25 protein-coding genes and 1 pseudogene are annotated in these 22026 nt (G+C 59.2%); 8 read left to right on the top strand and 18 right to left on the bottom strand.

Annotation, left to right across the window (positions count from 1 at the left end; all coding sequences use genetic code 11):
* Window position 1: 1 nt before the first annotated feature.
* Window positions 2-532 carry a chorismate mutase gene (locus ACJ8PN_RS06190; RefSeq protein WP_171453849.1) on the bottom strand — a complete coding sequence of 177 codons (531 nt, stop codon included), beginning with the start codon at window positions 530-532 and terminating at the stop codon, window positions 2-4.
* Between the two features lie 114 nt (window positions 533-646).
* A complete protein-coding gene (locus ACJ8PN_RS06185) occupies window positions 647-1150 on the bottom strand; it encodes an anti-virulence regulator CigR family protein (protein WP_004941297.1) in 504 nt (167 codons plus the stop codon).
* Between the two features lie 442 nt (window positions 1151-1592).
* On the opposite strand from ACJ8PN_RS06185, the gene ACJ8PN_RS06180 reads away from it, so the two are divergent.
* A complete protein-coding gene (locus tag ACJ8PN_RS06180) occupies window positions 1593-1772 on the top strand; it encodes a hypothetical protein (protein ID WP_031300509.1) in 180 nt (59 codons plus the stop codon).
* A gap of 53 nt (window positions 1773-1825) precedes the next feature.
* Here ACJ8PN_RS06180 and ACJ8PN_RS06175 read toward each other — a convergent pair whose 3' ends face one another.
* The 5 genes from ACJ8PN_RS06175 to ACJ8PN_RS06155 form a co-directional block, all read right to left on the bottom strand.
* Window positions 1826-2704: a nucleoside-specific channel-forming protein Tsx gene (locus tag ACJ8PN_RS06175; protein WP_171453848.1), complete on the bottom strand. Its 879-nt coding sequence runs from the start codon at window positions 2702-2704 to the stop codon at window positions 1826-1828.
* A 362-nt stretch (window positions 2705-3066) separates the two neighbouring features.
* Entirely contained in the window at window positions 3067-3339 is a 273-nt protein-coding gene (locus ACJ8PN_RS06170; protein ID WP_004941292.1) for a hypothetical protein, read from the bottom strand.
* 73 nt (window positions 3340-3412) lie between these two features.
* Window positions 3413-4306 carry an aromatic amino acid DMT transporter YddG gene (gene yddG / locus ACJ8PN_RS06165; protein WP_442534713.1) on the bottom strand — a complete coding sequence of 298 codons (894 nt, stop codon included), beginning with the start codon at window positions 4304-4306 and terminating at the stop codon, window positions 3413-3415.
* Window positions 4307-4397: 91 nt separating this feature from the next.
* Window positions 4398-5768 (bottom strand): APC family permease, encoded by a 1371-nt coding sequence (locus ACJ8PN_RS06160; protein ID WP_171453846.1) that lies wholly within the window; start codon window positions 5766-5768, stop codon window positions 4398-4400.
* A gap of 308 nt (window positions 5769-6076) precedes the next feature.
* On the bottom strand, window positions 6077-7495 hold the full coding sequence (locus tag ACJ8PN_RS06155) for a glutamine synthetase family protein (protein ID WP_015377637.1): 1419 nt from the start codon (window positions 7493-7495) through the stop codon (window positions 6077-6079).
* 219 nt (window positions 7496-7714) lie between these two features.
* Between ACJ8PN_RS06155 and puuD the strand changes: the two genes are divergently transcribed.
* Genes puuD through ACJ8PN_RS06135 form a run of 4 tightly spaced genes read left to right on the top strand, consistent with a single transcriptional unit; the run spans window position 7715 to window position 11834 of the window.
* Window positions 7715-8476, top strand: coding sequence for a gamma-glutamyl-gamma-aminobutyrate hydrolase (gene puuD / locus ACJ8PN_RS06150; RefSeq protein WP_044031398.1), 762 nt, complete (start codon window positions 7715-7717; stop codon window positions 8474-8476).
* Window positions 8473-9030 (top strand): HTH-type transcriptional regulator PuuR, encoded by a 558-nt coding sequence (gene puuR / locus ACJ8PN_RS06145; RefSeq protein ID WP_033638246.1) that lies wholly within the window; start codon window positions 8473-8475, stop codon window positions 9028-9030. Before puuD ends, puuR begins: the two co-directional genes overlap by 4 nt.
* Window positions 9031-9045: 15 nt before the next feature.
* Complete coding sequence (puuC, locus tag ACJ8PN_RS06140) at window positions 9046-10542, top strand: aldehyde dehydrogenase PuuC (protein WP_437189002.1); 1497 nt, start codon at window positions 9046-9048, stop codon at window positions 10540-10542.
* A gap of 11 nt (window positions 10543-10553) precedes the next feature.
* The gene (locus ACJ8PN_RS06135) at window positions 10554-11834 is read left to right on the top strand and encodes an NAD(P)/FAD-dependent oxidoreductase (RefSeq protein WP_033633265.1); all 1281 of its coding nucleotides are present in this window, start codon (window positions 10554-10556) and stop codon (window positions 11832-11834) included.
* 43 nt (window positions 11835-11877) lie between these two features.
* Here the strand turns inward: ACJ8PN_RS06135 and ACJ8PN_RS06130 are convergent, their stop codons facing one another.
* Complete coding sequence (locus ACJ8PN_RS06130) at window positions 11878-12633, bottom strand: SDR family NAD(P)-dependent oxidoreductase (protein ID WP_033633266.1); 756 nt, start codon at window positions 12631-12633, stop codon at window positions 11878-11880.
* 315 nt (window positions 12634-12948) lie between these two features.
* On the bottom strand, window positions 12949-13377 hold the full coding sequence (locus ACJ8PN_RS06125; RefSeq protein ID WP_033633267.1) for a universal stress protein: 429 nt from the start codon (window positions 13375-13377) through the stop codon (window positions 12949-12951).
* Between the two features lie 253 nt (window positions 13378-13630).
* Here ACJ8PN_RS06125 and ACJ8PN_RS06120 point away from each other — a divergent pair, with 253 nt between their 5' ends.
* Window positions 13631-14308: an isochorismatase family protein gene (locus ACJ8PN_RS06120; protein WP_351107633.1), complete on the top strand. Its 678-nt coding sequence runs from the start codon at window positions 13631-13633 to the stop codon at window positions 14306-14308.
* A 213-nt stretch (window positions 14309-14521) separates the two neighbouring features.
* Here the strand turns inward: ACJ8PN_RS06120 and ACJ8PN_RS06115 are convergent.
* Window positions 14522-14600: pseudogene (locus tag ACJ8PN_RS06115) on the bottom strand.
* Window positions 14601-14714: 114 nt separating this feature from the next.
* A complete protein-coding gene (gene cspE, locus ACJ8PN_RS06110) occupies window positions 14715-14927 on the bottom strand; it encodes a transcription antiterminator/RNA stability regulator CspE (protein ID WP_351107630.1) in 213 nt (70 codons plus the stop codon).
* 578 nt (window positions 14928-15505) lie between these two features.
* On the opposite strand from cspE, the gene ACJ8PN_RS06105 reads away from it, so the two are divergent.
* Entirely contained in the window at window positions 15506-15886 is a 381-nt protein-coding gene (locus tag ACJ8PN_RS06105) for a hypothetical protein (RefSeq protein ID WP_223523961.1), read from the top strand.
* 9 nt (window positions 15887-15895) lie between these two features.
* Here ACJ8PN_RS06105 and ACJ8PN_RS06100 read toward each other — a convergent pair whose 3' ends face one another.
* Together ACJ8PN_RS06100 and ACJ8PN_RS06095 are read right to left on the bottom strand one after the other, a co-directional pair.
* Complete coding sequence (locus tag ACJ8PN_RS06100; RefSeq protein WP_351107626.1) at window positions 15896-16540, bottom strand: Qnr family pentapeptide repeat protein; 645 nt, start codon at window positions 16538-16540, stop codon at window positions 15896-15898.
* Between the two features lie 203 nt (window positions 16541-16743).
* On the bottom strand, window positions 16744-16953 hold the full coding sequence (locus ACJ8PN_RS06095) for a hypothetical protein (protein WP_004941260.1): 210 nt from the start codon (window positions 16951-16953) through the stop codon (window positions 16744-16746).
* A gap of 141 nt (window positions 16954-17094) precedes the next feature.
* Here ACJ8PN_RS06095 and ACJ8PN_RS06090 point away from each other — a divergent pair, with 141 nt between their 5' ends.
* The gene (locus ACJ8PN_RS06090; protein WP_060559549.1) at window positions 17095-17445 is read left to right on the top strand and encodes a GFA family protein; all 351 of its coding nucleotides are present in this window, start codon (window positions 17095-17097) and stop codon (window positions 17443-17445) included.
* A gap of 13 nt (window positions 17446-17458) precedes the next feature.
* Here the strand turns inward: ACJ8PN_RS06090 and ACJ8PN_RS06085 are convergent, their stop codons facing one another.
* The 5 genes from ACJ8PN_RS06085 to ACJ8PN_RS06065 all read right to left on the bottom strand — a co-directional run bounded on the left by ACJ8PN_RS06085 (window position 17459) and on the right by ACJ8PN_RS06065 (window position 21826).
* Complete coding sequence (locus ACJ8PN_RS06085) at window positions 17459-18631, bottom strand: Gfo/Idh/MocA family protein (RefSeq protein WP_442534712.1); 1173 nt, start codon at window positions 18629-18631, stop codon at window positions 17459-17461.
* A 14-nt stretch (window positions 18632-18645) separates the two neighbouring features.
* Window positions 18646-19569 (bottom strand): TIM barrel protein, encoded by a 924-nt coding sequence (locus ACJ8PN_RS06080; protein WP_351107619.1) that lies wholly within the window; start codon window positions 19567-19569, stop codon window positions 18646-18648.
* A 180-nt stretch (window positions 19570-19749) separates the two neighbouring features.
* On the bottom strand, window positions 19750-20781 hold the full coding sequence (locus ACJ8PN_RS06075) for a LacI family DNA-binding transcriptional regulator (RefSeq protein ID WP_171453838.1): 1032 nt from the start codon (window positions 20779-20781) through the stop codon (window positions 19750-19752).
* Between the two features lie 72 nt (window positions 20782-20853).
* Window positions 20854-21270 (bottom strand): DUF2000 domain-containing protein, encoded by a 417-nt coding sequence (locus ACJ8PN_RS06070; protein ID WP_004941246.1) that lies wholly within the window; start codon window positions 21268-21270, stop codon window positions 20854-20856.
* Window positions 21271-21367: 97 nt separating this feature from the next.
* Window positions 21368-21826 (bottom strand): hypothetical protein, encoded by a 459-nt coding sequence (locus ACJ8PN_RS06065; protein ID WP_442534711.1) that lies wholly within the window; start codon window positions 21824-21826, stop codon window positions 21368-21370.
* Between the last annotated feature and the right edge of the window lie 200 nt (window positions 21827-22026).

Below are 22026 nucleotides of genomic sequence, written 5' to 3'. Positions count from 1 at the left end.
CTCAGCGTGCGCTGCCGGTTTTGACCGCCAGCAGCGCATCCGCCAGCCGCCGTTTGTCGGCGTCGCTGAGATTCACCTGATCCACCGACGCCATAAACGCCGCCCGATCCGCCTCGCCGAGCGGGCCGGCACGCAGCCGCTCCGCCAACCGTTGCAATATCTGGCTGCTCAGTTGCGCGATCTGCGGGCGCACCTGCGCCAACGGGCGCGGCTCCCAGCCGGATCCCGGGTTCGCCAGCCAGTCGGCGCGATAGCGGTACTGAATCGCCTTGGCGGCGTCCATCTGCGCGGTGATAAAAGGCCGTACCGACGCCGGCTCCAGCCCCAAACGCCCCGCCTCCGCCTGCGCGCTGGCCAACACCTTCGCCTCCTGCGCCAGGTCTTCGATCGGTAAATGCTGCTGCGCCTTGTAACCGGCAACGTCTTTCATCAACGACAGCCGTTGGTTCACCAGCTCGCCGATGGCGGCGGCGCCGTCTGCCAACGCGGGAAAACTGGTCAAACAGCAGGCTATCAATAACGCCCTGAACATGGCGCCTCCCTTATGATGCAGTGAAAACGTAAGGCCCAAAGTTCACCACGTCCGCCCCGCGCTGGCAAATAAAAAGGCCCCGCCGCAGCGAGGCCCGATAACGCTCGACAAACGTTAGTCGAAAACGCCATTGATCACGGAGGCCACAATCGCGGTGCTGAGTGCGACCAGCACCAGATCGTCGCCGGCGATACGCCACTCATAACCCGGGTACTGCGGCAACTCACGCAGCATCGAGTAAGGCACCACTTTTTTGGCGATGCCCGGCGGCAGCGGTTTACCGCGCGCCAGATTTTTGGCGATGCCCGGTGGCAGCGAGCTGTAGCCGGTCAAGCCATAGTTGTGCGCCAGCGAACGGGCGCGGTCGCGCGAGAGGCTGACTGATACCAGATTATCGTCGTTCCTATAGCCGCCCTTATCTTTATTGCCTTTGTTGCCGTGATTGCCGTTGTTACCGTTGTTGCCATGGTTACCGTTATTGCCGTGATTGCCGCTGTTGCCATGGCCGTTTCCGTTGCCGTTACCATTGCCGCCTTTGTCGGCCAAGGCCGGGGCGGATGACAACCCCAGCGATGCAATCAGCGCCAACACCGTGAGAGTCGTACGACGTTTGTTCATGTTGTGTATTCCTGCGTGGGTGACTCTGTTGACTATAGCTGGCCTTTTCCAGACAAAGTATAAGGAAAACTCCGAGATGACAGTGCGGTTTTACGGCATTCGCGCCACTCTCTTGTTTTAACGCAAAACGCCTCGAGAATTCCGAAATCTACCCCCGATTTTTCTTGAAGAAAAATAAGCCTTACGCTAGCGTGGGAAGGTAACAAAAAAGAGTTAGCGTGCTCTTTTTCGTCGCACCTCAAATCTTATTCTTATCATCCATAATGATAATAGCGAACATTTCCCGCCTCTCCGTGCGGGATTCTTTTTCCCACCGACGTTACCCCTATTTGGTGCTTTATGTTGAGATTTCGTTGCCGATAATTTACATTCGCTGTCTGAGAAACCTCAACCTCCCGCGGTGGCCAGGCTGGCAACGGGTGGGCGTTCAGGAGCAAAAGACGTGCAAATGACCCTCATGGAATACATCACTCGGCACTTTAACGGCGATCTTCATCAGTACGCGCAGTCGGAAGGCGTCAGCCGTGAACAAATCATTAGTTGGATAAATAATGAATGTCACGTGATCAAAGGCAGACTGTTTATGCCGGTGAAGCATCTCCCGGTTGAACAAGCCCAGTGATGACGAAAAAAACCCCGCCAGGCGGGGTTTTCTGTTTCTGATAGCACGGAAAATCAGAAGTTATAGCCGACCACGAGGTAATAACCCCAACCGGTAGACTTGATCGGGCCCTGCGGGGTGCCGATATCCGCGCCATCCTGCCACTGGCCGCCGTTATGGAAATAACGCGCCACGAAAGAATAGTGCCAGTGATCGTAGTTCAGCGCCAAAATATGGCTGGAGGCGATAGAGTTGCTGGTGCGCACCTGTTTGCCGTTGATCGCGTTACCACTGTCCTTGCCCAGATCGGAACCGAAGTCGAAGTTGGTGAAGCCGATGTAGCTCAGGTTGCCGCCCCACACCTGGGTCAGCGGCACGAAGTATTTCACCTTGAAGCGGTAACCGTCCCAGCTGTTCTCGTTGGCTGCCTGGTAGTTTTCCCACTGGTATTTGGCATAGATGTTCATCGACAGGCTCATCGGCAGACCGGTGTCGATATCGGTGCCCAGACCCATGTACCAGGTGTTTTGACGGCCGTCGGCGTTGTGGCCCAGATCATAGATGTAGTTGTTGGCGAAGTACCACTCTTTGAACGGACCGAAGCTCAGATCGGTGCCGGTCAGTTTGTCGATGGAGAAACGTGGTTCAATCTCCATAAACAGTGGGGAGCCTTTGTCCCAGATGCCGCGATCCGGGGTATTGCCTACGCCGAAGAATTTCGGCACGTCAACGTAACCGTAGAAATCGAACCAGTCTTTCTTGGCGAAGGCTTCGTATTCGAGATACACGTCGTTATTCAGCTGCGGCCCGAAACGGGTGTGGTAGCTGCCCACCACGTTGACGCTCTGGTGCCACCAGTCGGAGACATATTGACTGTCTTTGCTATCAGCCATTGATGATGCACTGTAAGACGCTGCGAGCAGTACACCTGCTGCGAGAGCTATTTTTTTCATTTTATTACCACATGCTTAAAGGGCCATTTCCTGCCCGTTTAGAAAAGATGACAATGAGTCTGCCGACACCTGGCGTTGTCTTCACACAGAAACTCGGATGACGCGCGCATTATAGAAACCACTGACTGTAAGAATCTGTGATCCAGTTACGCATTTCGCGAATAGGTAATCGATTGCGTTCACATTTGTCAAATTATGTTTCATGCAAATTCACATTCGCTGTGATTTTTGTCATGCACCGCGTTTTTTAGCGCAGTTTTTGAGCCAAATGACATCAGGGCGTGATCACGCCCTGGAAAAGAAAAAGCCGACGCGCCAGCGCCGGCCTTCATCAGAATCAGGAGAAAGTGCGGAACGTGAAATCAGTTCACCGCCGGCACCGCTTTGGCGATGTTTTCCTGGCGGAACGCCACCTCTTCGCCGTTTTTCACCTCCCAACTGGCGACCGGAATATCGGTCTTGGGCGCCGCCGCGACGACCGAGCCGTAAATCAGCTTGTCGTCGCGACGCAAAATATAAACGTCGAGCTGATATTCATGTCGCAGATTCGCCGTGGTCAGGCGAACGGTATCGCCGCGCTCATAGTGATGCACGTCGATTTCAGGCTGTTGAATAAATTGAATGTCGCTTCTCATCGTCGTCGTTCCTTCAGGCAACATGGCTAGTTAAATTCTAGTTCAACATTGCGACGACAGCGGATAATTTCCGTTAATTTCCGCGAGTTGCCCGCCAACAGATCAGCGAACCGAGAGTGACCATCGCCACGCCCTGCCAGAAATTGACGGTCAGCGAGGTGTGCAACACCAACGCGGCGAACACCGCCGACAGCACCGGGGTAAAATAGGAGACGGTGGCCAGCAGCGTCATGTTGCCGTGCAAGATGCCGACGTTCCAGGCGGCATACCCCGTCCCCATCGCCACCCCGGCGCACAGCAGCGTCACGGTCACGCCGAGGCTGAACCGCATGCCGCTTTCCGCGCTGAAGGCATACTTCAGCCACAGCGCCAGCGCGGTCAGCACGATGAACAGCACCACGCCGTTGCTGCCCTGGGCGATCTTCTTGGTCAGGTTACAATACAGCGCCCAGATCACCGCACCGCTGAAGGCCAGCGCGTAGCTGAGCGGGTTGCTGCGCACGTTGGCCAGCATCTGCGCCGGTGACCAGCCGCCCTCGCCGCTCATGATCCAACCGATGCCGAACAGCGACAGCAGCAGCCCCGGCAGCAGCCACCATTTCGCTCTTTGGCCGTTAAGCACCAACGCCATCAGCACGGTGAAACAGGGCCACAGGTAGTTGATCATGCCCACTTCTATCGCCTGCAGGCGGGTATTGGCGTAGCCGAGCGACAGCGACAGGCAGATCTCGTAACTGACGAACAGCAGGCTGCCGACGATGAGATAAGGCCGCGGAAAGCTGCGCCATTTCGGCACGCCGAGCGCCGCCAGCAAAAACACCGCGCTGACGCTGTAGATCATCGCCGCGCCGCCGATCGGCCCCAGCCCTTCGCTGACGCTGCGGATCAGGCCGACGACGCTGCTCCACAGCACAATGGCCAACAAACCGAGCAGCGTGGCGCGGGTACGCAAGGGCAAAGCGGGCATAAGGCAGGTCCAATAGGTTATTTTTTATCAGGTTTTTCACTCTACTGCCGCACGAGCCAAAAAGAAAGGCGGGAAACTCCCGCCTGTGAATTTATTGCTGCGGTTGCCGCTCCAACTGCGGCGGCGGCTGACGAAAGCGTCGGGTCAGCCAGGCCAAATAGCCGAAACCCAGCGTCGCCCAGATAAGCCCCATGGTCAGCGAGCTCTTCTCCAGGTTCAGCCACAGTACCCCCACCGTCAACGCCCCCACCAGCGGCAGGAACAGGAAGTTGAAGCGATCCTTCCAGCTTTTGTTGCGCCCTTCGCGAATAAAGAAGTGGCTGATCACCGACAGGTTAACGAAGGTAAAGGCCACCAGCGCGCCAAAGTTGATCAGCGCCGTAGCGGTCACCAGATCGAATGACAGCGCCGACAACGCCACCAGCCCGACCATCAGTACGTTCAGCGCCGGCGTGCGCCATTTGGGGTGGATATAGCCGAAGAATTTCTCCGGGAACACGTTGTCACGCCCCATCACATACAGCAGGCGCGACACGCTGGCGTGCGACGCCAGGCCGGAGGCCAACGTGTTGATAAAGGTCACACACAGGAAGATCGACTGGAACAGCTTGCCGCCGACGTACAGTGCGATCTCCGGCAGCGCGGCGTCGGGTTGGTGAAAGCGTTGAATGGTCGGGAAAAACAGCTGGATAAAGAACGAAACGCTAATAAAGATCACCCCGCCGTACAGCGCAGTCAGGAAGATGGCGCGCGGAATAACCTTGGCGGCGTCGGGCGTCTCCTCGCACAGCGTGGTGACCGCGTCAAAACCGAGGAACGAGAAGCACAGGATAGTCGCGCCGGTAATGATCGGCAGCAGGTGTGCATTCTCGCTGAGGAACGGCCGCAGGCTCCACACCGTGCCCATCCCCTCGCCGTTGTGCAGGCCGCGCACCACGAGGTAGATAAATACCAGAATGATCGCCACCTGTGCCAGCACGAACAGAGTATTGAAGTTGGCCACCAGATTGACGCTTTTCAGGTTGATGGCGGTGATCAGAATCACGAAGCCCACCACCCACACCCAGGGCGGCACTTCCGGGAACAGCGCGGTCAGATAAATCTTCGCCAGCAGCGTATTGATCATCGGCAGGAACAGATAATCCAGCAGCGACGACCACCCCACCAGAAAACCGACGTGCGGGTTGATCGCCTTCTGCGCATAGGTGTAGGCGGAGCCGGCGGTGGGAAACTGGCGCACCAGTTTGCCGTAGCTGATGGCGGTGAACAACACGCCGGCCAGCGCCAGCAAATAGGAGGTCGGCACATGGCCGTCGGTGAGACCGGAGACAATGCCGAAGGTGTCGAACACTGTCATCGGGGTCAGATAGGCCAGGCCCATCATCACCACCTGCCACAGCTTGAGGGATTTGCGCAGCTGCGGTTTGCCCGCCGGGCCGCCGTCGATGGCTTTAGTCGTCATGGCATTTCCCCTCTTGGTCCTCTGCTGTCAACCGTGCAACGTCATTCAGAGAGGCCGCGGGGAAACTGCTGTTCAGGCGGCGGGAAAAACGGTTTGGGGTCACTGTCGGGCGGCCGGCGACCGGCCCGTAGGCACTGCGGCACAGGCAGACGCCTGCGCATGGGGATGACTGAGTCATGGTTATTTCCTCGTCGGCGTCCTGTACGCCGTGATAGAAGAAATTCTTTACCGCAGCGCGCAGCCTCACCGGCCACAGGAGAGCCAATGAAATGCGCCGGACGCGCGCGGTAGTCGTTAGGTGAGCGGGATCAGGCGTTTTTCAGCATCCACTCGATTTCGGTTTCGGTGATCAGACGCTCGAACTGCACCAGCTCGTCGGTTTTGCAGGCCAGGTAGACATGGCTGAAGCGTTCGCCCAGCAATGCATTGAGCACCGGCTGATGTTCAAACTCGTACAGCGCGTCGCTCTGGCGGATTGGGAACGGCAGCCCGTCCTGCTCCAGCCCGTTGCCGGTCACCGGCTCAGGCAGCGGCAATGCGGTTTCCAGCCCGTAGACGATGCCGGCCAGAATGGTCGCCATCACCAGATAAGGGTTGGCGTCGGCGCCCGCCACGCGATACTCCACGCGGTGGTTGTCGCGATCGCCGCAGGGAATGCGCAGCGCCACGGTGCGGTTGTTATGCCCCCAGGAAGCCTGGGTCGGCACATACATGCCGGGCTGGAAACGGCGATAGGCGTTGACGTTCGGCGCCAGCAGCGCCATCGAGGACGGCATCAGGGCGATCATGCCCGCCAGCGCCTGTTTCAGCAGCGCCGAATCTTCGCCGTCGTCGTCGGCGAACACATTGTCGCCTTGCGCATTCAGCATGCTGATATGCACGTGCATGCCGCTGCCGGCGTGCTCTTCATACGGCTTGGCCATAAAGGTGGCCTGCATGTTGTGGTTCTCGGCCACCATGCGCACCAACCGTTTCAGCGCCAGCGCATGGTCGCAGGCCTGCAGCACATCATCGGTATGGTGCAGGTTGACTTCGAACTGCCCCGGCGACGCCTCCGCCACCGCGCCATCCGCCGGAATGCCCTGCAAACGGGCCAGCTCGTCGATTTCGCTCAGCACATCGGCGAAATGGTTCAGGTTATCGACGGAGTACACCTGGCTTTGGGTGTTGCGCTCCTGGGTTCCCGGCGCGCAAGGCGGCTGCAGATAGCCCTCCGCATCACGTTGACGATCGATGAGATAGAACTCCAACTCTACCGCTACCACGGGGGAAAGCCCGCGCTGACGCAAACGCTGCCACACTCGGTTCAGCACATTGCGCGGTTCAACGTCAAAGGGAGTGCCATCTTCATCCAGCATGGTGAGCAGCACCTGCGCGATATATTGCGGGTCCGCCGCCGACGGCGTCAGCGTACCCGGCACCGGCACGCACACGTGATCCGGCTCGCCCAACTCCTGCCCCAGCCCGGCCTCTTCTACGACGTTGCCGAGAATATCCATCGCAAATACCGACGCCGGGAAATAACAGCCCTTCTCCAGTTTGTTCAGGCCGCCGACCGGGATGCGTTTGCCGCGGAAGCTGCCGTTCAGATCGGTCAGCAGTACGTCGACATGTTGGGTTAACGGATAACGTTCCAAATACTTCTTCACTTCGCGCTGGAACGCGCTACTTCGTCTCTCTTCACTGTGCTGAACAAAGTTTTCCACTTCTACGATGTTGGTCTGCATGGTTCACCCGCCGTTTGTGTTTTGCTGTCGTCGATGTTTATTGACCGTCTTGTTCAATATAATGCCCACAAATGAAACGTAGATGAAACAAATTTGTTTTGCAAGTGTTACTTTTGGTTTGAATATTGCCCAATCGACTGCTAGATTTATAGAATATTGAACGAAATCGGCGGTGGAGAAGCTTATCGTTCATAATTTCGAACGTACCAAGGGGATAGCATGGACAATATATTTAACAGACCAGTCATCGGCGTCGTCATGTGCAGGTATAGGTTAAACGGGCACCTCACACAGACCTTGCAAGAAAAGTACCTGAATGCCGTTATCACCGCCGGCGGCTTGCCGATCGCCCTGCCGCACGCGCTGGCGGAGCCGGAAATGCTGGCGGAACTGTTGCCGCGCCTCGACGGCATTTTGCTGCCGGGCAGCCCCAGTAATGTGCAGCCGCACCTTTATGGTGAAAACGGCGATGAGCCTGACGCCGATCCCGGCCGAGACGCGTTGAGCCTGGCGCTGCTCCGCCAGGCGTTCGACAGGCGCATTCCCCTTTTCGCCATTTGCCGCGGCATGCAGGAGATGGTGGTCGCCACCCAAGGCACCCTGCATCGCCGCCTGTACGAACTGCCCGAGCTGCTGGAGCATCGTGAAGATCACGACCTGCCGCTGGAACAGCAATACGCCCCCGCCCATGAAGTCATCGTTCAGGAAGGGGGGCTGCTTTCGCAACTGATACCGGATTGCAACAGATTCTGGGTGAACTCGCTGCACGGCCAGGGCGCCAAAACCCTGGGCGCGAGCGTTCGCGTCGAGGCGCATGCCGCCGACGGACTGGTGGAGGCGATCAGCGTGCGCGATCAGCCCTTCGCGCTCGGCGTGCAGTGGCACCCGGAGTGGAACAGCGACGAGTACGCCCTGTCGCGCCTGTTGTTTGATGGTTTCATTACCGCCTGTCGGAACTATCAAAAGGAAAAACGCCCATGAGCGACGTCAGCTTGGCACCGGGAAAACGTCTGTCGCAGATCCGTCAACAATTGGGGTTGTCGCAGCGCCGGGTCGCCGAACTGTCTGGGTTAACCCACAGCGCCATCAGTACTATCGAGCAAGATAAGGTCAGCCCGGCCATCAGCACGCTGCAAAAGCTGCTGACGGTATACGGTCTGTCGCTGTCGGCGTTTTTCGCCGAGCCGGAAAAACCGGCAGAACCGCAGATCGTGATAGGCAGTGACGATCTGATCGAAATCGGCAGCCAGGGCGTTTCGATGAAGCTGATCCACAACGGCGATCCAAACCGCACGCTGGCAATGATGATCGAGACCTACGAACCGGGCACCACCACCGGCGAGCGCATCAAACACCAAGGGGAAGAGATCGGCACGCTGCTGGAGGGCGAAGTGGTGCTGCAGGTCAACGGCCAGAGCTACCACCTGCTGGCCGGGCAGAGCTACGCCATCAATACCGGCATTCCCCACAGCTTCAGCAACACGTCGGCGCGCATTTGCCGGATTATCAGCGCCCATACGCCGACGACATTCTGATCAACGGAGCCAGGCATGAACTTTCACCATTTGCAGTATTGGCAACAACGGGCGCAGGCCCTGAAGATTGAGCACCAGCTGTTTATCGACGGCCGCTACCAGCCGGCCGCCGCGGGGAAGCGTTTCGCCGTGGAAGATCCCGCCGGCCGCCGTGAGCTGGCGCAGGTCGCGCGCGGCGAAGCCGCCGACATCGATCGGGCGGTCAGTGCGGCGCGCGCCGCCTTTGAACGCGGCGACTGGGCGCAGGCCGCGCCGGCGCAGCGCAAAGCCACGCTGCTGCGCTTCGCTGAGCTGATGGAACTGCATCACGAAGAGCTGGCGCTGCTGGAAACGCTGGACACCGGCAAACCGATTCGCCACAGCCTGCGCGACGACGTGCCGGGCGCTATCCGCTGCATCCGCTGGTACGCCGAAGCGATCGATAAGGTGTACGGCGAAATCGCCCCCACCGGCCGCGATGCGCTGGCGCTGATCGAGCGCGAACCGATCGGCGTGGTCGGCGCCATCGTGCCCTGGAACTTCCCGCTGCTGCTGGCCTGCTGGAAGCTCGGCCCGGCGCTGGCCGCCGGCAACAGCGTGGTGCTCAAACCCTCCGAAAAATCGCCGCTGAGCGCCATCCTGCTCGGCAAACTGGCGCAACAGGCCGGGTTGCCGGACGGCGTGCTGAACGTGGTGCCCGGCTATGGCCACGACGCCGGCAAGGCGCTGGCGCTGCACCGCGACGTCGATGCCCTCACCTTTACCGGCTCCACCCTGGTGGCGAAACAGCTGATGATTTACGCCGGCGAATCGAACATGAAGCGCGTCTGGCTGGAGGCCGGCGGCAAGAGCGCCAACATCGTCTTTGCCGACTGCCCGGATCTGGATCAGGCCGCCCGCAGCGCCGCCGCCGGCATCTTCTATAATCAGGGGCAGGTGTGCATCGCCGGCACTCGCCTGCTGGTCGAAGCGAGCATTCAGCAAGCGTTCCTGCAGGCGCTGCGCAAACATGCGGCGGCCTTCGTTCCAGGCGATCCGCTCGATCCCGCCACGGTGATGGGCACGCTGATCGACAGCGGCCACTGCGAGAAAGTGGCCGGCTATATCGATCGGGGGCTGAGCCAGGGTGCCACGCTGTTCCTCGACGGGCGCGACCATCCACAGGGCAACCACGCCGGCTATCTGGGGCCGACCATCCTCACCCAGGTGGACAATGCCATGAGCGTGGCGCGCGATGAAATCTTCGGCCCGGTGTTGGCGGTGACCGCCTTCGACGACGAGCAACAGGCGCTGCAGCTGGCCAACGACAGCGACTACGGCCTCGGCGCCGCGGTCTGGACCCGCGATCTGGCGCGGGCGCACCGCATGGCGCGCCAGCTGAAAGCCGGCACGGTGTTCGTCAACAACTACAACGACGGCGACATGACCGTGCCGTTCGGCGGCTATAAGCAGAGCGGCAACGGCCGCGACAAATCGCTGCATGCGCTGGACAAGTTCACCGAATTGAAAACCACCTGGATCTCGCTGGAATAAGGGCTTACATCATGACTGAACACGTAAAAAGCTACTATGCGGCCACGGCCAACGCTCATCAGCCCTATCCGCAATTGAATGAATCGATCGAGTGCGACGTCTGCGTGATCGGCGGCGGCTATACCGGCCTTTCCTCCGCGCTGTTCCTGGTGGAAGCCGGTTACGACGTGGTGGTGCTGGAAGCGGCGCGCATTGGTTTCGGCGCCAGCGGCCGCAACGGCGGCCAGTTGGTCAACTCTTACAGCCGCGACATTGATGTGATCGAGGAGCGCTACGGCGCGGAAAGCGCCCGCCTGCTCGGCAGCATGATGTTTGAAGGCGCGGAGATCATTCGCAGCCGCATCAGCCGCTACGCCATCGACTGCGACTACCGCCCCGGCGGCATCTTCGCCGCCCTGAACAACAAGCAGTTTCATGCGCTGATCGAGCAGAAACGCAACTGGGAGCGCTACGGCAACACCCAGCTCGAGCTGCTCGATGCGGACCGGGTGCGCCAGGAGGTCGCCAGCGATCGCTACGTCGGCGCACTGCTCGATCACAGCGGCGGCCACATCCATCCGCTCAATCTGGCGCTGGGCGAGGCCGAGGCGATTCGCCTGCAGGGCGGGCGCATCTTCGAGCAATCGGCGGTGACGAACATCCGCCACGGCGAACCGGCGCTCATCAGCACCGCCAACGGCCAGGTGAAGGCGCGCTTCGTCATCGTCGCCGGCAACGCCTACCTGGGCGATAAGCTGGAGCCGCGGCTGGCCAAACGCAGCATGCCGTGCGGCACTCAGGTGGTGACCACCGAACCGCTGGCGCCGGAGATCGCGCAGGCGCTGATCCCGCAGAACTACTGCGTGGAAGACTGCAATTACCTGCTGGATTACTACCGCATCACCGCCGATCATCGCCTGCTGTACGGCGGCGGCGTGGTGTACGGCGCGCGCGATCCGGACGACATCGACAACCTGATCCGGCCAAAGCTGCTGAAGACCTTCCCGCAGCTGAAAGGGGTGCGTATCGACTATCGTTGGACCGGCAACTTCCTGCTGACGCTGTCGCGCATGCCGCAGTTCGGCCGGCTGGAGAATAACGTTTACTACATGCAGGGCTACAGCGGCCACGGCGTGACCTGCACCCATCTGGCGGGCAAGCTGATCGCCGAGCTGATGCGCGGCGACGCCGAACGCTTCGACGCCTTCGCCAAGCTGCCGCACCTGCCATTCTTCGGCGGGCGCAACCTGCAGATCCCATTCACCGCCATCGGCGCGGCCTACTACACGCTGCGCGACCGCATCGGCGTCTAAAACAGCAGGCCCGGTCATCCTGACCGGGCCTGTGCGTTAACGCTTAGACGATCTTCGGTTGGCCGTCCGAGGCGGTCGCCCCGCCATCGACCGGAATGTTGGCGCCATTGATAAAGCTGGCGTCGTCGCTGGCCAGAAACGCCATCACCGCCGCCACTTCTTCCGGCTCCGCCGCGCGCCCCAGCGCGATGCGCTCATTGAACTTATCGCGGATCTCCTGCGGCCAGCCGTTGGTCATGTTGGTTTTGACCAGGCTCGGGCAGACCGAGTTGATGCGCACGCCGTCACCACCGTGATCGAGCGCCATGGCGCGCGTCAGGTTGACCACCGCGCCTTTCGCCGCGCAGTAATAGGCCGCGCCCCAGTCACCGCCCAGGCCGGACACTGACGCGGTATTGACGATGCAGCCCTTGGTCTTCAGCAGGTGCGGCAAGGCGAATTTGGAGCAGAACACCACGCCGTCAATATCAACCCCGGCGATGCGACGCCAGTCGTCGACGCTGGTTTCCAGCACGCTGCCCGCCACGTGCACGCCGGCATTGTTCAGCAGGACGTCGATGCGGCCCAGTTTTTCCACCACCTCGTTCATCATTTTTTCAACCGCGACGTGATCGGAAACGTCGATATGCACCGCCATCGCCCGGCCCTTCGGCAGCGAAGCGGCGACCTTGTCCACCGCTTCCTTGGCCCAGTCGGCCAGCACCACAATGGCGCCCTCGGCGGAGAAACGCCGCGCCGCCGCTTCCCCCATGCCATTGCCCGCACCGGTGATAACCACGACTTTATTGTCAAAACGCATGAGACCTCCTCCATGTGAACGTATTTATATAAGTCATACAAATCTCATTACCCCGAGGATAAGACGCCTCTTCGCGGAGAGCCAGTCAAAACGTGCGGTTTATTAACCAAAAAGAGGTATGACAGTGATTTCAATGCGCTGGATTAACCTTTATCGGATTTTGGCCAACATATTGATGGAGAAAATAAAATTCCAGGCAGTCACTATTTTTCGTGCGGATTGTCAGCAAGCGAAATTATTGCAGGTATGCGGTTATCTTCACCCAGAGATAAGCGATGCGAATGGAAAACGGCAGCCGCCCGCAGGCGGCCGCGACTATTTTTTCTCGATGGGAACAACCAGCAGATCAACGTTCAGCTCGTTGATCGCCTGACGCGCCGAAGAGACCAGTCGGCTCCAGACATCATGATGATGGCCGAAAATCACCAGATCGAACCCTTTTTCCTTCGCCACCCGGTTCAGCTCTTCCGTCAACGCGCCGCGGCTGACGATCACCTCTTCCACCGGATACGACGACTGCCCTTTGATCGCATTGAGCATATTCTTCACCCGCTCCGAAAAGGTGCGATCGGTGTAGTTGTAATCGCCCACGCCCAGATCGACGTAATAGCCGGCGCGGTGGATGTCGATATAGATCAGGGAAAGTTTGGCATTGAGCGCGGCGGCCAGTCTGGCGCCCTTGCCCAGCAGGAACTCGGCGTCTTCGCTGAGATCCGTGGCAACAACGATATGCCGGTAAGCCATGATGGCGGCCCTCCTCGTCAGATCCGTAAACAGGATGGCGCTCCTTGCCGCATGTTTCTTATGCATCTTAAGTTTAGCCCAGCGCCGGTTTTCTCGCTTGCCACAAGACCGTTCCATTTATGGAACGATGCATCCCGACTTCAGGCTCTACCGGATTTCTCTCTTCTCCCTACACTGTAGGCAAGTGCTGAGTTTCAGCCTTATCAATCAAAGAAGATACCCACTGACCTCACGACGAGAAAGGGAAAACACCATGAGCACTCCAGCCAATTTCAACGGCCAGCGTCCTGTTATTGATGCCAATGACGCGGTCATGCTCCTGATTGATCACCAGAGCGGCCTGTTCCAGACCGTCGCCGATATGCCGATGACCGAACTGCGCGCCCGCGCCGCCGCCCTGGCCAGCATCGCCACCCTCAGTAAACTGCCGGTGATCACCACCGCCTCGGTGCCGCAGGGCCCCAACGGCCCACTTATCCCGGAAATTCACCAGAATGCACCGCACGCGCAATACATCGCCCGTAAAGGGGAAATCAACGCCTGGGACAACCCGGACTTCGTAGCGGCGGTCAAGGCCACCGGCCGCAAGACCCTGATCATCGCCGGTACCATCACCAGCGTCTGCATGGCCTTCCCGTCTATCAGCGCGGTGGCCGAAGGCTATAAGGTCTTCGCGGTGCTCGACGCCTCCGGCACCTACTCGAAAATGGCGCAGGAAATCACCCTGGCGCGTGTGGTGCAGGCCGGCGTGGTGCCGATCGACACCGCCGGCGTGGCCTCGGAGCTGCAGGGCAGCTGGAACCGCGCCGACGCTCAGCAATGGGCCGAGGTCTACACCAAAATCTTCCCGGCCTATCAGTTGCTGATCGAGAGCTACCTCAAAGCGCAAGACGTGGTGAAAAACAACGAACTGCTGGACTCGCAGCGCTAAGATCGCGGGCATAAAAAACCCCGGCCAAGGCCGGGGCTATTAATCGTGTGCCGGTGACTTTCCCGGCTGTCATGTTATGGCGTAAGCGTCCATCCCACACTCCAACATTACGCAGCCTAAGCGCGACTTTTTCACAACAGAAAAATAGACTGAAACGCGGCGTTATTAATTCTGCGGCAATCTGTTTTTCTGTTGCCAATAATCATTAATTATTGGAACGTCATCGAGGAATCGAACCCCAGTCCGCCAACGAATAATTTCGCTGCCGCTCTTCCTGCTGAGCTAATGACGTATCGAGAAAGACTCCGGGCGAACCCGGAGTTTATTCAGGCTGAGGATTTCATTGCTTAACTGCTCCGGCTTAAACCATCATCGCTGTCGTAAGAAATTGCACCTCGGCCGAAAATTATAACGCGACCACGTTGCCGGCAGAAGGCCCCTTCATGCCATTTTCGATAGTGAACTCAACCTGTTGGCCTTCGTTCAGCGTTTTGAAATCGTTGCTCTGGATAGCGGAGAAGTGTACGAACACATCTTTGCCGCCGTCTGCCGGGGTGATAAAACCAAAGCCTTTACCTGCATCAAACCATTTTACCAAACCAGTCATTTTATTGGACATAGAGATATTTCCTTTATATTTTTGCGACGCCACATGGCGATAGAGGTCTGTTTTTATTGGAAACTTATGGGGCACTAGAGAAGAGAATTCGCGGAAGAAGAGGTATCTGAGGGATATCGCTAATACTGAGAACTGCTTTACTAAAACTGCTTTCATAAGGTCTGTACTACAAACCGATGACGCTATTTACACACAGCTAAATTATTTAAGCAAGATATATTTTAAATTATATTCATCTGCCTCATAAATTTATTACCGCAAATCACCGCCTGCATCTGCCGCCAGCTCAGGGTTATCTACGCGGCGTTCGGGGTGAAAAATAACGAACGATTGGACTCGCCGCGCCGGGGCCGATCATGAACACGCAAACAGCCTCCACTTCCGCTTTCTATTCTTCCCTTCACGCAAAACCGTTCTCTGCTATAAAACAGAGAAAACCGCTTAATCGTCATGAAAGAGAAATAAAAGCTTAATAAATCAATCCGTTCTCGACACTGACGCATTATCGTTGTTAGGATAATTATTTTACTTTACAGGAAATGACCTCAAGGATGGCTATGATGGGCAAAAGAACACTGATGCTGACGGCGCTGACGCTCAGTTTGGCGGGCTGCCAGCCGGCACCGCCAAGCTATGTGGAAAACGCGAACGCCTTGATAGCCAAACAAATCAGCGCGATTGGCCCGCAAGCGGCGCAGTGCAAATTTGCCCAAGACGGCGATTATTGGATTTCGGCTTGCTCATTGGGCAACGCGCGCCACGCGCCGGTATTCGCCCTGTTCGAGCAGGAAGGCGTCATGCAGGCTAACGACAATCTGGCGATCGCCGTCGTGCCGCTCAACGAGCAAGCTCGGCACTTTGTGCGCGATCCGCGTTTCACTATCCCGGTAATGCAACGCCGCATTCCCGTGGACGCGGATCAAGCGTTCAATCGCTTATTTGCCCAACCATCGCGGTAACCCTCCCCTTCAGCCGATGATTGCGATCCCCAGCCGTTCCAGCAGTTGAGCGGCCTGGTGACTGTCCATTTTAACGCCCTGCAGATCGGTGGTGCGCAAATCCAACTCGCCCAGTTCCGCGTTGCTCAGATCGCACTGGGTGACATCGGCGGCGCGCCAGTCAAAACCGGAGAATTCGCCGCCGGACAGATCGGAGCCGCTGAAACTGGCGCCGAGCACCTGCGCACCGTGCCAACGGTTTTCCCACAGCTCGCATTTCTCCAACACCACCTTGGCGAAGTTGGCATAGCTCAGGTTGCTTTTGGTGATATAGGCGCTGCAAAACCAGGTGCGGCTGGTGATCATGTTCATAAAGCTGGCGCCGCGAAAATCGGCGCCCTGCGCGCGACATTCGCGGATCTCCAACCCTAATGCGTCAACGTGGCGGAAATCGGCCATCGATAAATCGCAGCTTCTAAAACTCGCGTCTTTCAGGATTGCGCGGCTGAAGTTACCGCCCTGTCGGCTGTCGCGATCGTAAAATTGACAGCCGATGAATTCGGTGCCGGTCAGATCGGCGCCCGAAAAATCACACAGCATAAAGCTGCCGTTTTCAATTTTTTCGCCGGTAAAGCGGTTACGCGCGATCTTCTCACCCTTCAGCGCCAGGCTCATTGCAATACCCCTGTTTATTTATACAGTCAACGCGGCATTTAACCCTATTCCGGCGCGGTTGGCAACCGCCGTCGAGCAAAGGCGCGAGAGCGGAATATGAACGGGCACCTGATGATGGCTTGAGCCGCTGGCGTCGTAAAAGACCGCAGTAATCGGCGCAAAAAAAACCGCCCGATACGGGCGGTTGACGTGACGGCGAACCGTTACTTCAGGGCTTCCTGAATGGCGTCGGCCATCGGGCCAATGTGCTTTTCTGCCGCCTTCAGCTGGAAGTCCACGCCGTTGCCGTCGTTGGTATCCGACAGCGTGGCCTTGATCAGTTCCAGCGCCGCCTGCACCGCCACCAGCCGTTTGTGCTGTTCGTCCGTGACCGGTTCGGCGCCCATATTGGCCGGATAGTAATGTTCTAACATCGCGATCTCCTTTTGATGACGTTAAACCTTAACCTACCAGAAAACCGCGCATTTATTAAGGAAACCCCGCTCGGTGCGGCCGAATGGCGATAAATTGCACTATACTGGGCAAACCCGCCCTCCTGCCACAGGATCACCGCCATGTCATTCCAGGGAAGCTGCCACTGCGGCGCCGTCACCTTCTCCGTAGACGCCGAACTGCCCACCGAAGCCCTCAGCTGCAACTGCTCGATCTGCCGCCGCAAGGGGCTGTTGCTGTCGTTCTTTCCCATCAGCGCGTTCACGCTCAGCAGCGGCCAAGACCGGCTCAGCACCTACACCTTCAATCAGCACAAGATCCGCCATCAGTTTTGCCGGACCTGCGGCGCCCAGCCCTTCGCCTACGGCACTGCGCCTGACGGCGCCGCGATGTGCGCCGTTAACCTGCGCTGCGTGCCGGACGTCGTGCTGGATGCGTTGCAGATCCATGCCTACGACGGCGCCAGCGTCTGAGCGAATCGCGCGCTCAGTCGAAGGCGACCCAGCCGGCGTCGGTTTCGGCGGATTGCACGCAGCGCGCCACCCACTTCACGCCCAGCGCGCCGGCCTGCACGTCCGGGTACCAGAAGTCGGCCAGGAAGGCCGCGTCGCGCCGATCGGTGGCGTCCATCGCCAGCGCGAAGCGGCGGTAAAGATTCGACCAGGCTTCAAACAGCCCCTCCGCATGGCCGCCGCCAATGCGATCGTCCGCCAGCGCCGACGCGGCGAGATACGGCATGCCGCGCTCCAGGATCCGCACCGGCTCGCCCTGCACTTCGAAGCGCAGCTGATTGGGTTGTTCATCCCACCACTCCAGGCTGGCCTTTTCACCGACAATGCGCACCTTTTGGCCGTGCATCGAACCGCAGTTGACCGCCGAAGCCCACACGGAGCCGATGGCGCCGTTGTGATACTCCATCAGCACATAGGCGTTGTCCTCCAACGGCGCGCGCGACGGCACAAAGCTTTGTCGACTGCAGAGCAGCCGCCGGATCTTCAGCTGCGGCGCCATGGTTTCCGCCAGGAACAGCGTGTGGGTCGCCAGATCGCCCAGCACATAGCTGGGGCCGACAAAGCGCGGATCGACCCGCCAGCGAGTGCTGGGATTATCCTGCTCCACCGGCGCGGCGTGAAAGCCGTGGGCGAACTGCATATTCACCAGCCGAATTTCCCCCAGCCGGCCATCGGCAATCATCTGCCGGGCCTGAAAAATCATCTGGTGCCCGGCATAGCCATAGGTCACGCCGATGACTTTGCGCTGCCGCTCGCACAGCGCCGCCAGCGCCTGCGCCTCTTCGACGCTGAAACACAGCGGCTTCTCGCACACCACGTGCAATCCCGCCTCCAGCGCCGCCCGGCAAATGGCGTAATGGGTGTTGTTCGGCGTGGCGATCGAGACCGCTTCGATGCCGTCCGCCCGCGCGGCTTCGGCGCGGAACATCTCGGCATAATCCGCATAACAGCGCTCCGCCGCCACGCCCAGACTCCGGCCAAAATCACGCCCGCGTTCGGCGTCAATGTCGAACGCGCCGGCCAACAGAGTAAACGCGCCGTCGCGCAAGGCCGCCGAACGGTGGATGTAACCGATCTGGCTGGTGCCGCCGCCGCCGATCATGCCCCAGCGCAACGATCTCGCCAAAGGTTTGCTGCCGTTGATCATCGTGTTTCTCCTGATTAAAAGCCGAGGCCGCGCAAGTAGCGCAAGCTGGCGGTGACGTCCTGCAGGCTGCCCTGCACATTGCGCGGATCGCGCTCCTGCTCGATAGTGATCCAGCCCCGGTATCCGCGCTCGGCCAACAGCATACGCAGCTGCGGATAATCGATCGCCCCGCTGCCCAACGGGCACATGACGCCCTCGGCGCAGGCGGTGAAGAAATCGACGCCGCGCGCCAGCACCTCGCGGAACACCTGCGGATCGACGTCTTTGAAGTGCAGATAATCGAGGCGATCAAAGTGCTTGCTCAGCCAGGCTGCCGGGTCCAGCCCGGCGTAATACAGATGGCCGGTATCCAGGCACAATCCGGCGGTGTGATGCGGAATGTCCGCCGCCAACCGGTCGATTTCGTCGGCGAACTCGATGCAGCCGCCGGCGTGCGGATGCACCACCGGCCGCACACCGTATTCCCGCCAGGCCAGTTCGCTGATGCGCGTAATGTGCCCGATCATCCTCTGCCACTCCGCCTGCGACAAACGCGGCGCTAAATCTGAACGCCCGGCGAATCTGGCGCGTTGCGGATTGCCGAAATCGATAATCACCAGGAACGGCGGCGCGGCGCGATCGCCCTCGCTCGGCTCCGCCCTGGGCGCCCGCGAGAGGTTGCGGCAAATCCGATGCGTCAGGTCCAGCAGGCGCTCAATGTTCGCCTCGCTGACCAGATCGTCAAAAATCGTGCCGGCCACCAGCGACAGGCGATGCTGCTCCAGCGCGGCGCACAGCGCCTCGCTCTGCGTCGGCAGATAGCCCCACGGCCCCAGCTCGATGCTGCGGTAGCCGGCCGCCGAGGCTTCTTGCAGAACCGTGGCGCAGGGCGGCAAATGGGGGTTGTTCGGATCATCCACGCCCCAACTGCAGGGCGCATTGGCGATAGGCAAAGTCATGGCGACGGCTTCTTTTTTGCAGGGAATGCCGGCAGTATCAAACAAAAATTCCAAAACCATCAATAATGAAAATTTTATTTTTTGATAGAGATCGCGCTATTTTTGATAAAATATTTGATGTTTTTTAATCAAATATAGGCAGCGTCTGGCTGCGCCCAGCAGAATACGGCTCAGCGGCCGTCAGAGGTTTTCTTTGGTGATCACATCGAAGCGATTAATGATGTGGCGTAATCCCGGTTGTTCATCGGCGGCGAGTAACGTCTCGACGATCGTGGCGGCCAATTCGGGAATGCGGTGGCACAGCAGCAGATCCACCGTGCCGTCGAGCAGCGCCATTTCACCGCCCTGCACCGGGCCGTGGCACACCAGCGTGATGTCGCGCTGCCGGCCGCTCTCTCGCAACGCCTGAATAATGCCCTCCACACCGCCGCTCGGCGCGTACAGCGCCGCCAGTTCCGGGTGGTTCGCCAGCAGTTCACGCGTGACCCGGCGCGCCGTTTCCGCGTCCTCGAGGCTGCGCACAGGTTCCAGCACGCGCTGGCCGCTCATCTGCTCACGCAGGTAGGAGCGAAAACCGATCTCGCAGGCCTCCTGACACGTAAAACGGTTGTCGCCGATGATCACGCCGACGTCGCCCTGCCGCCTGCACAGACGATCCACCGCCCAACCGGCGGTGCGGCCCGCTTTTTGATTATCCAGACCGATGTAGCCGGCGCGGCTGGGCACCGATAAATCCGACAGCAGCGCGAAAACGTTGATGCCCGCCTGGGCGGCTTCTTCTACGGCATAGTGGATCAGGGGGTGATCCAGCGCCAGCACGCCGATCGCTTCCACCTGGCGGCTCAATTGGCTAATGGCGGCTGCGGTGTCGCCGATGGCATTGAGAGAGTGGAAGATGAACTGCGGCGGCAGACCCGGCTCATGATACGGCGCCGCTTGCGCCATCAGTTCATCGGCCAGTTGCGCATAGAAAGAGTGTTCGCGCCGCAGCAGGATGAACCCCATTCTCAGGCGGCGTTCCGGCCTGCCCAGCACCGCCGACAGGCAGTGGGACTTCTCCAACGCGAACCCCAACTTTTTCGCCGCCTCAATCACCCGGCGCTGGGTGGCGGGCCGCACCGACGCGCGTTGGTTGATCACCCGATCGACGGTGGCGATGCCGACCCGCGCCTCTCTGGCGATGGCCGCCATGGTGGTTTTCTTGCCGCTCATGTTCATCTCCATCAACGATTTGATGGAAAAATATCATAGCCGTTGCCGCCCCTGATGTGATGCCGTTCGCGATTAACGGTAGACGGAGAACTTCTTGGTCAGCGGCTTAAGCTGCTCGGTGTCACCGTAGAGCGCCACCGCCACGAAATCCAGCTGCTCGTAAGGGGTATTGGCGGTGTCGGCGATCTGCTGCTCGGCGGAGTGCGACAGCATGGTGGTGGTGAAGAAGTTGGACAGCACGCCCTCCTCCTTGCATTTGAGGATCAGGTTGCTGAGTTGGCTGCTGTTTTTAGCCTGCAGGATGACGATCGGGTAGTGGCTCATATTGGCGCTGACGCCGTCGAGGCTGCTCGGATAGTGGTGAAACTCGCGCTGCTCGATCAGATCGGTGATGCCCGCCGTTAGATGGCAAGAGGCGTTAAACAGCGTGGCCGGTTCGTGATTGCGGTTGAGGATGATATAAAACTTTTTCTCGTTGTCGCTGTACATACTCTTCTCCTTGAATAGACAGCCAGTTTACCCAACCGGCACACGGTTTCAAGGCACGATAAGGGGCCGCGTCCGGCCCCATGATAGCACTGCCGGCTCAGACCGCGCCTTCGCCAGGCCCCAGCGGCTGGGCCACCTGATGCAGCACGGTGATGTTCTGCAAAAGAGTACCGCCGTCGATCGGTTTAATCTGGCCGTCGCGATCTTTATAGTGCGTCGGCTTGGCGCCATGGAAGAACAGCCCGGCGTTGACCTGCACGCCCAGATAGCCCGCGCTGGCCGGCAGGCGCTGCACGTCGGTCCAGGGGTTGGAAACCGGCACATACTGGAAGCCTGCGCTGGTCTTGGCGTACAGCGGGCGCAGCAGCGTGACAAAGGCCATCAGCGGCGACAGCGCCTCTGTAAAGATCTGCACCGGCCGATCGACCGTCATCAGGAAACCCTGCGGCTGCTCCTCAACCGTGTCGAGGATCAGGCTGCTGCTGATATCATCGCCCCGGCCGCCATAGCTCCATTCAATGGCCGGCGCCCCACTCTCGTTCATCATCTCTGACATACACTGCTCCTTATAAAGTGAATTCAACACGCCTGCTGCGTGCCGGAACAGTAAACCGCTGAACGGGCACCCGCGTCCACGCAGGGCGGCACGCTGGCGCACCAAACAACGAGGCGCGCAAATTAAAGCTCGAAATGAATAATTTCCCCACGTGGCAGCGCAGCATTTGAACGACTTCTGTCGTAGCGCAGACGCATAGT

This window comes from Serratia sp. CY76391 (assembly GCF_052166695.1).
Taxonomy (GTDB): Bacteria; Pseudomonadota; Gammaproteobacteria; order Enterobacterales; family Enterobacteriaceae; genus Serratia; species Serratia nematodiphila.
The sequence above is the reverse complement of the archived record's forward strand: the minus strand, read 5'-3'. Positions and strand labels throughout refer to the sequence as shown.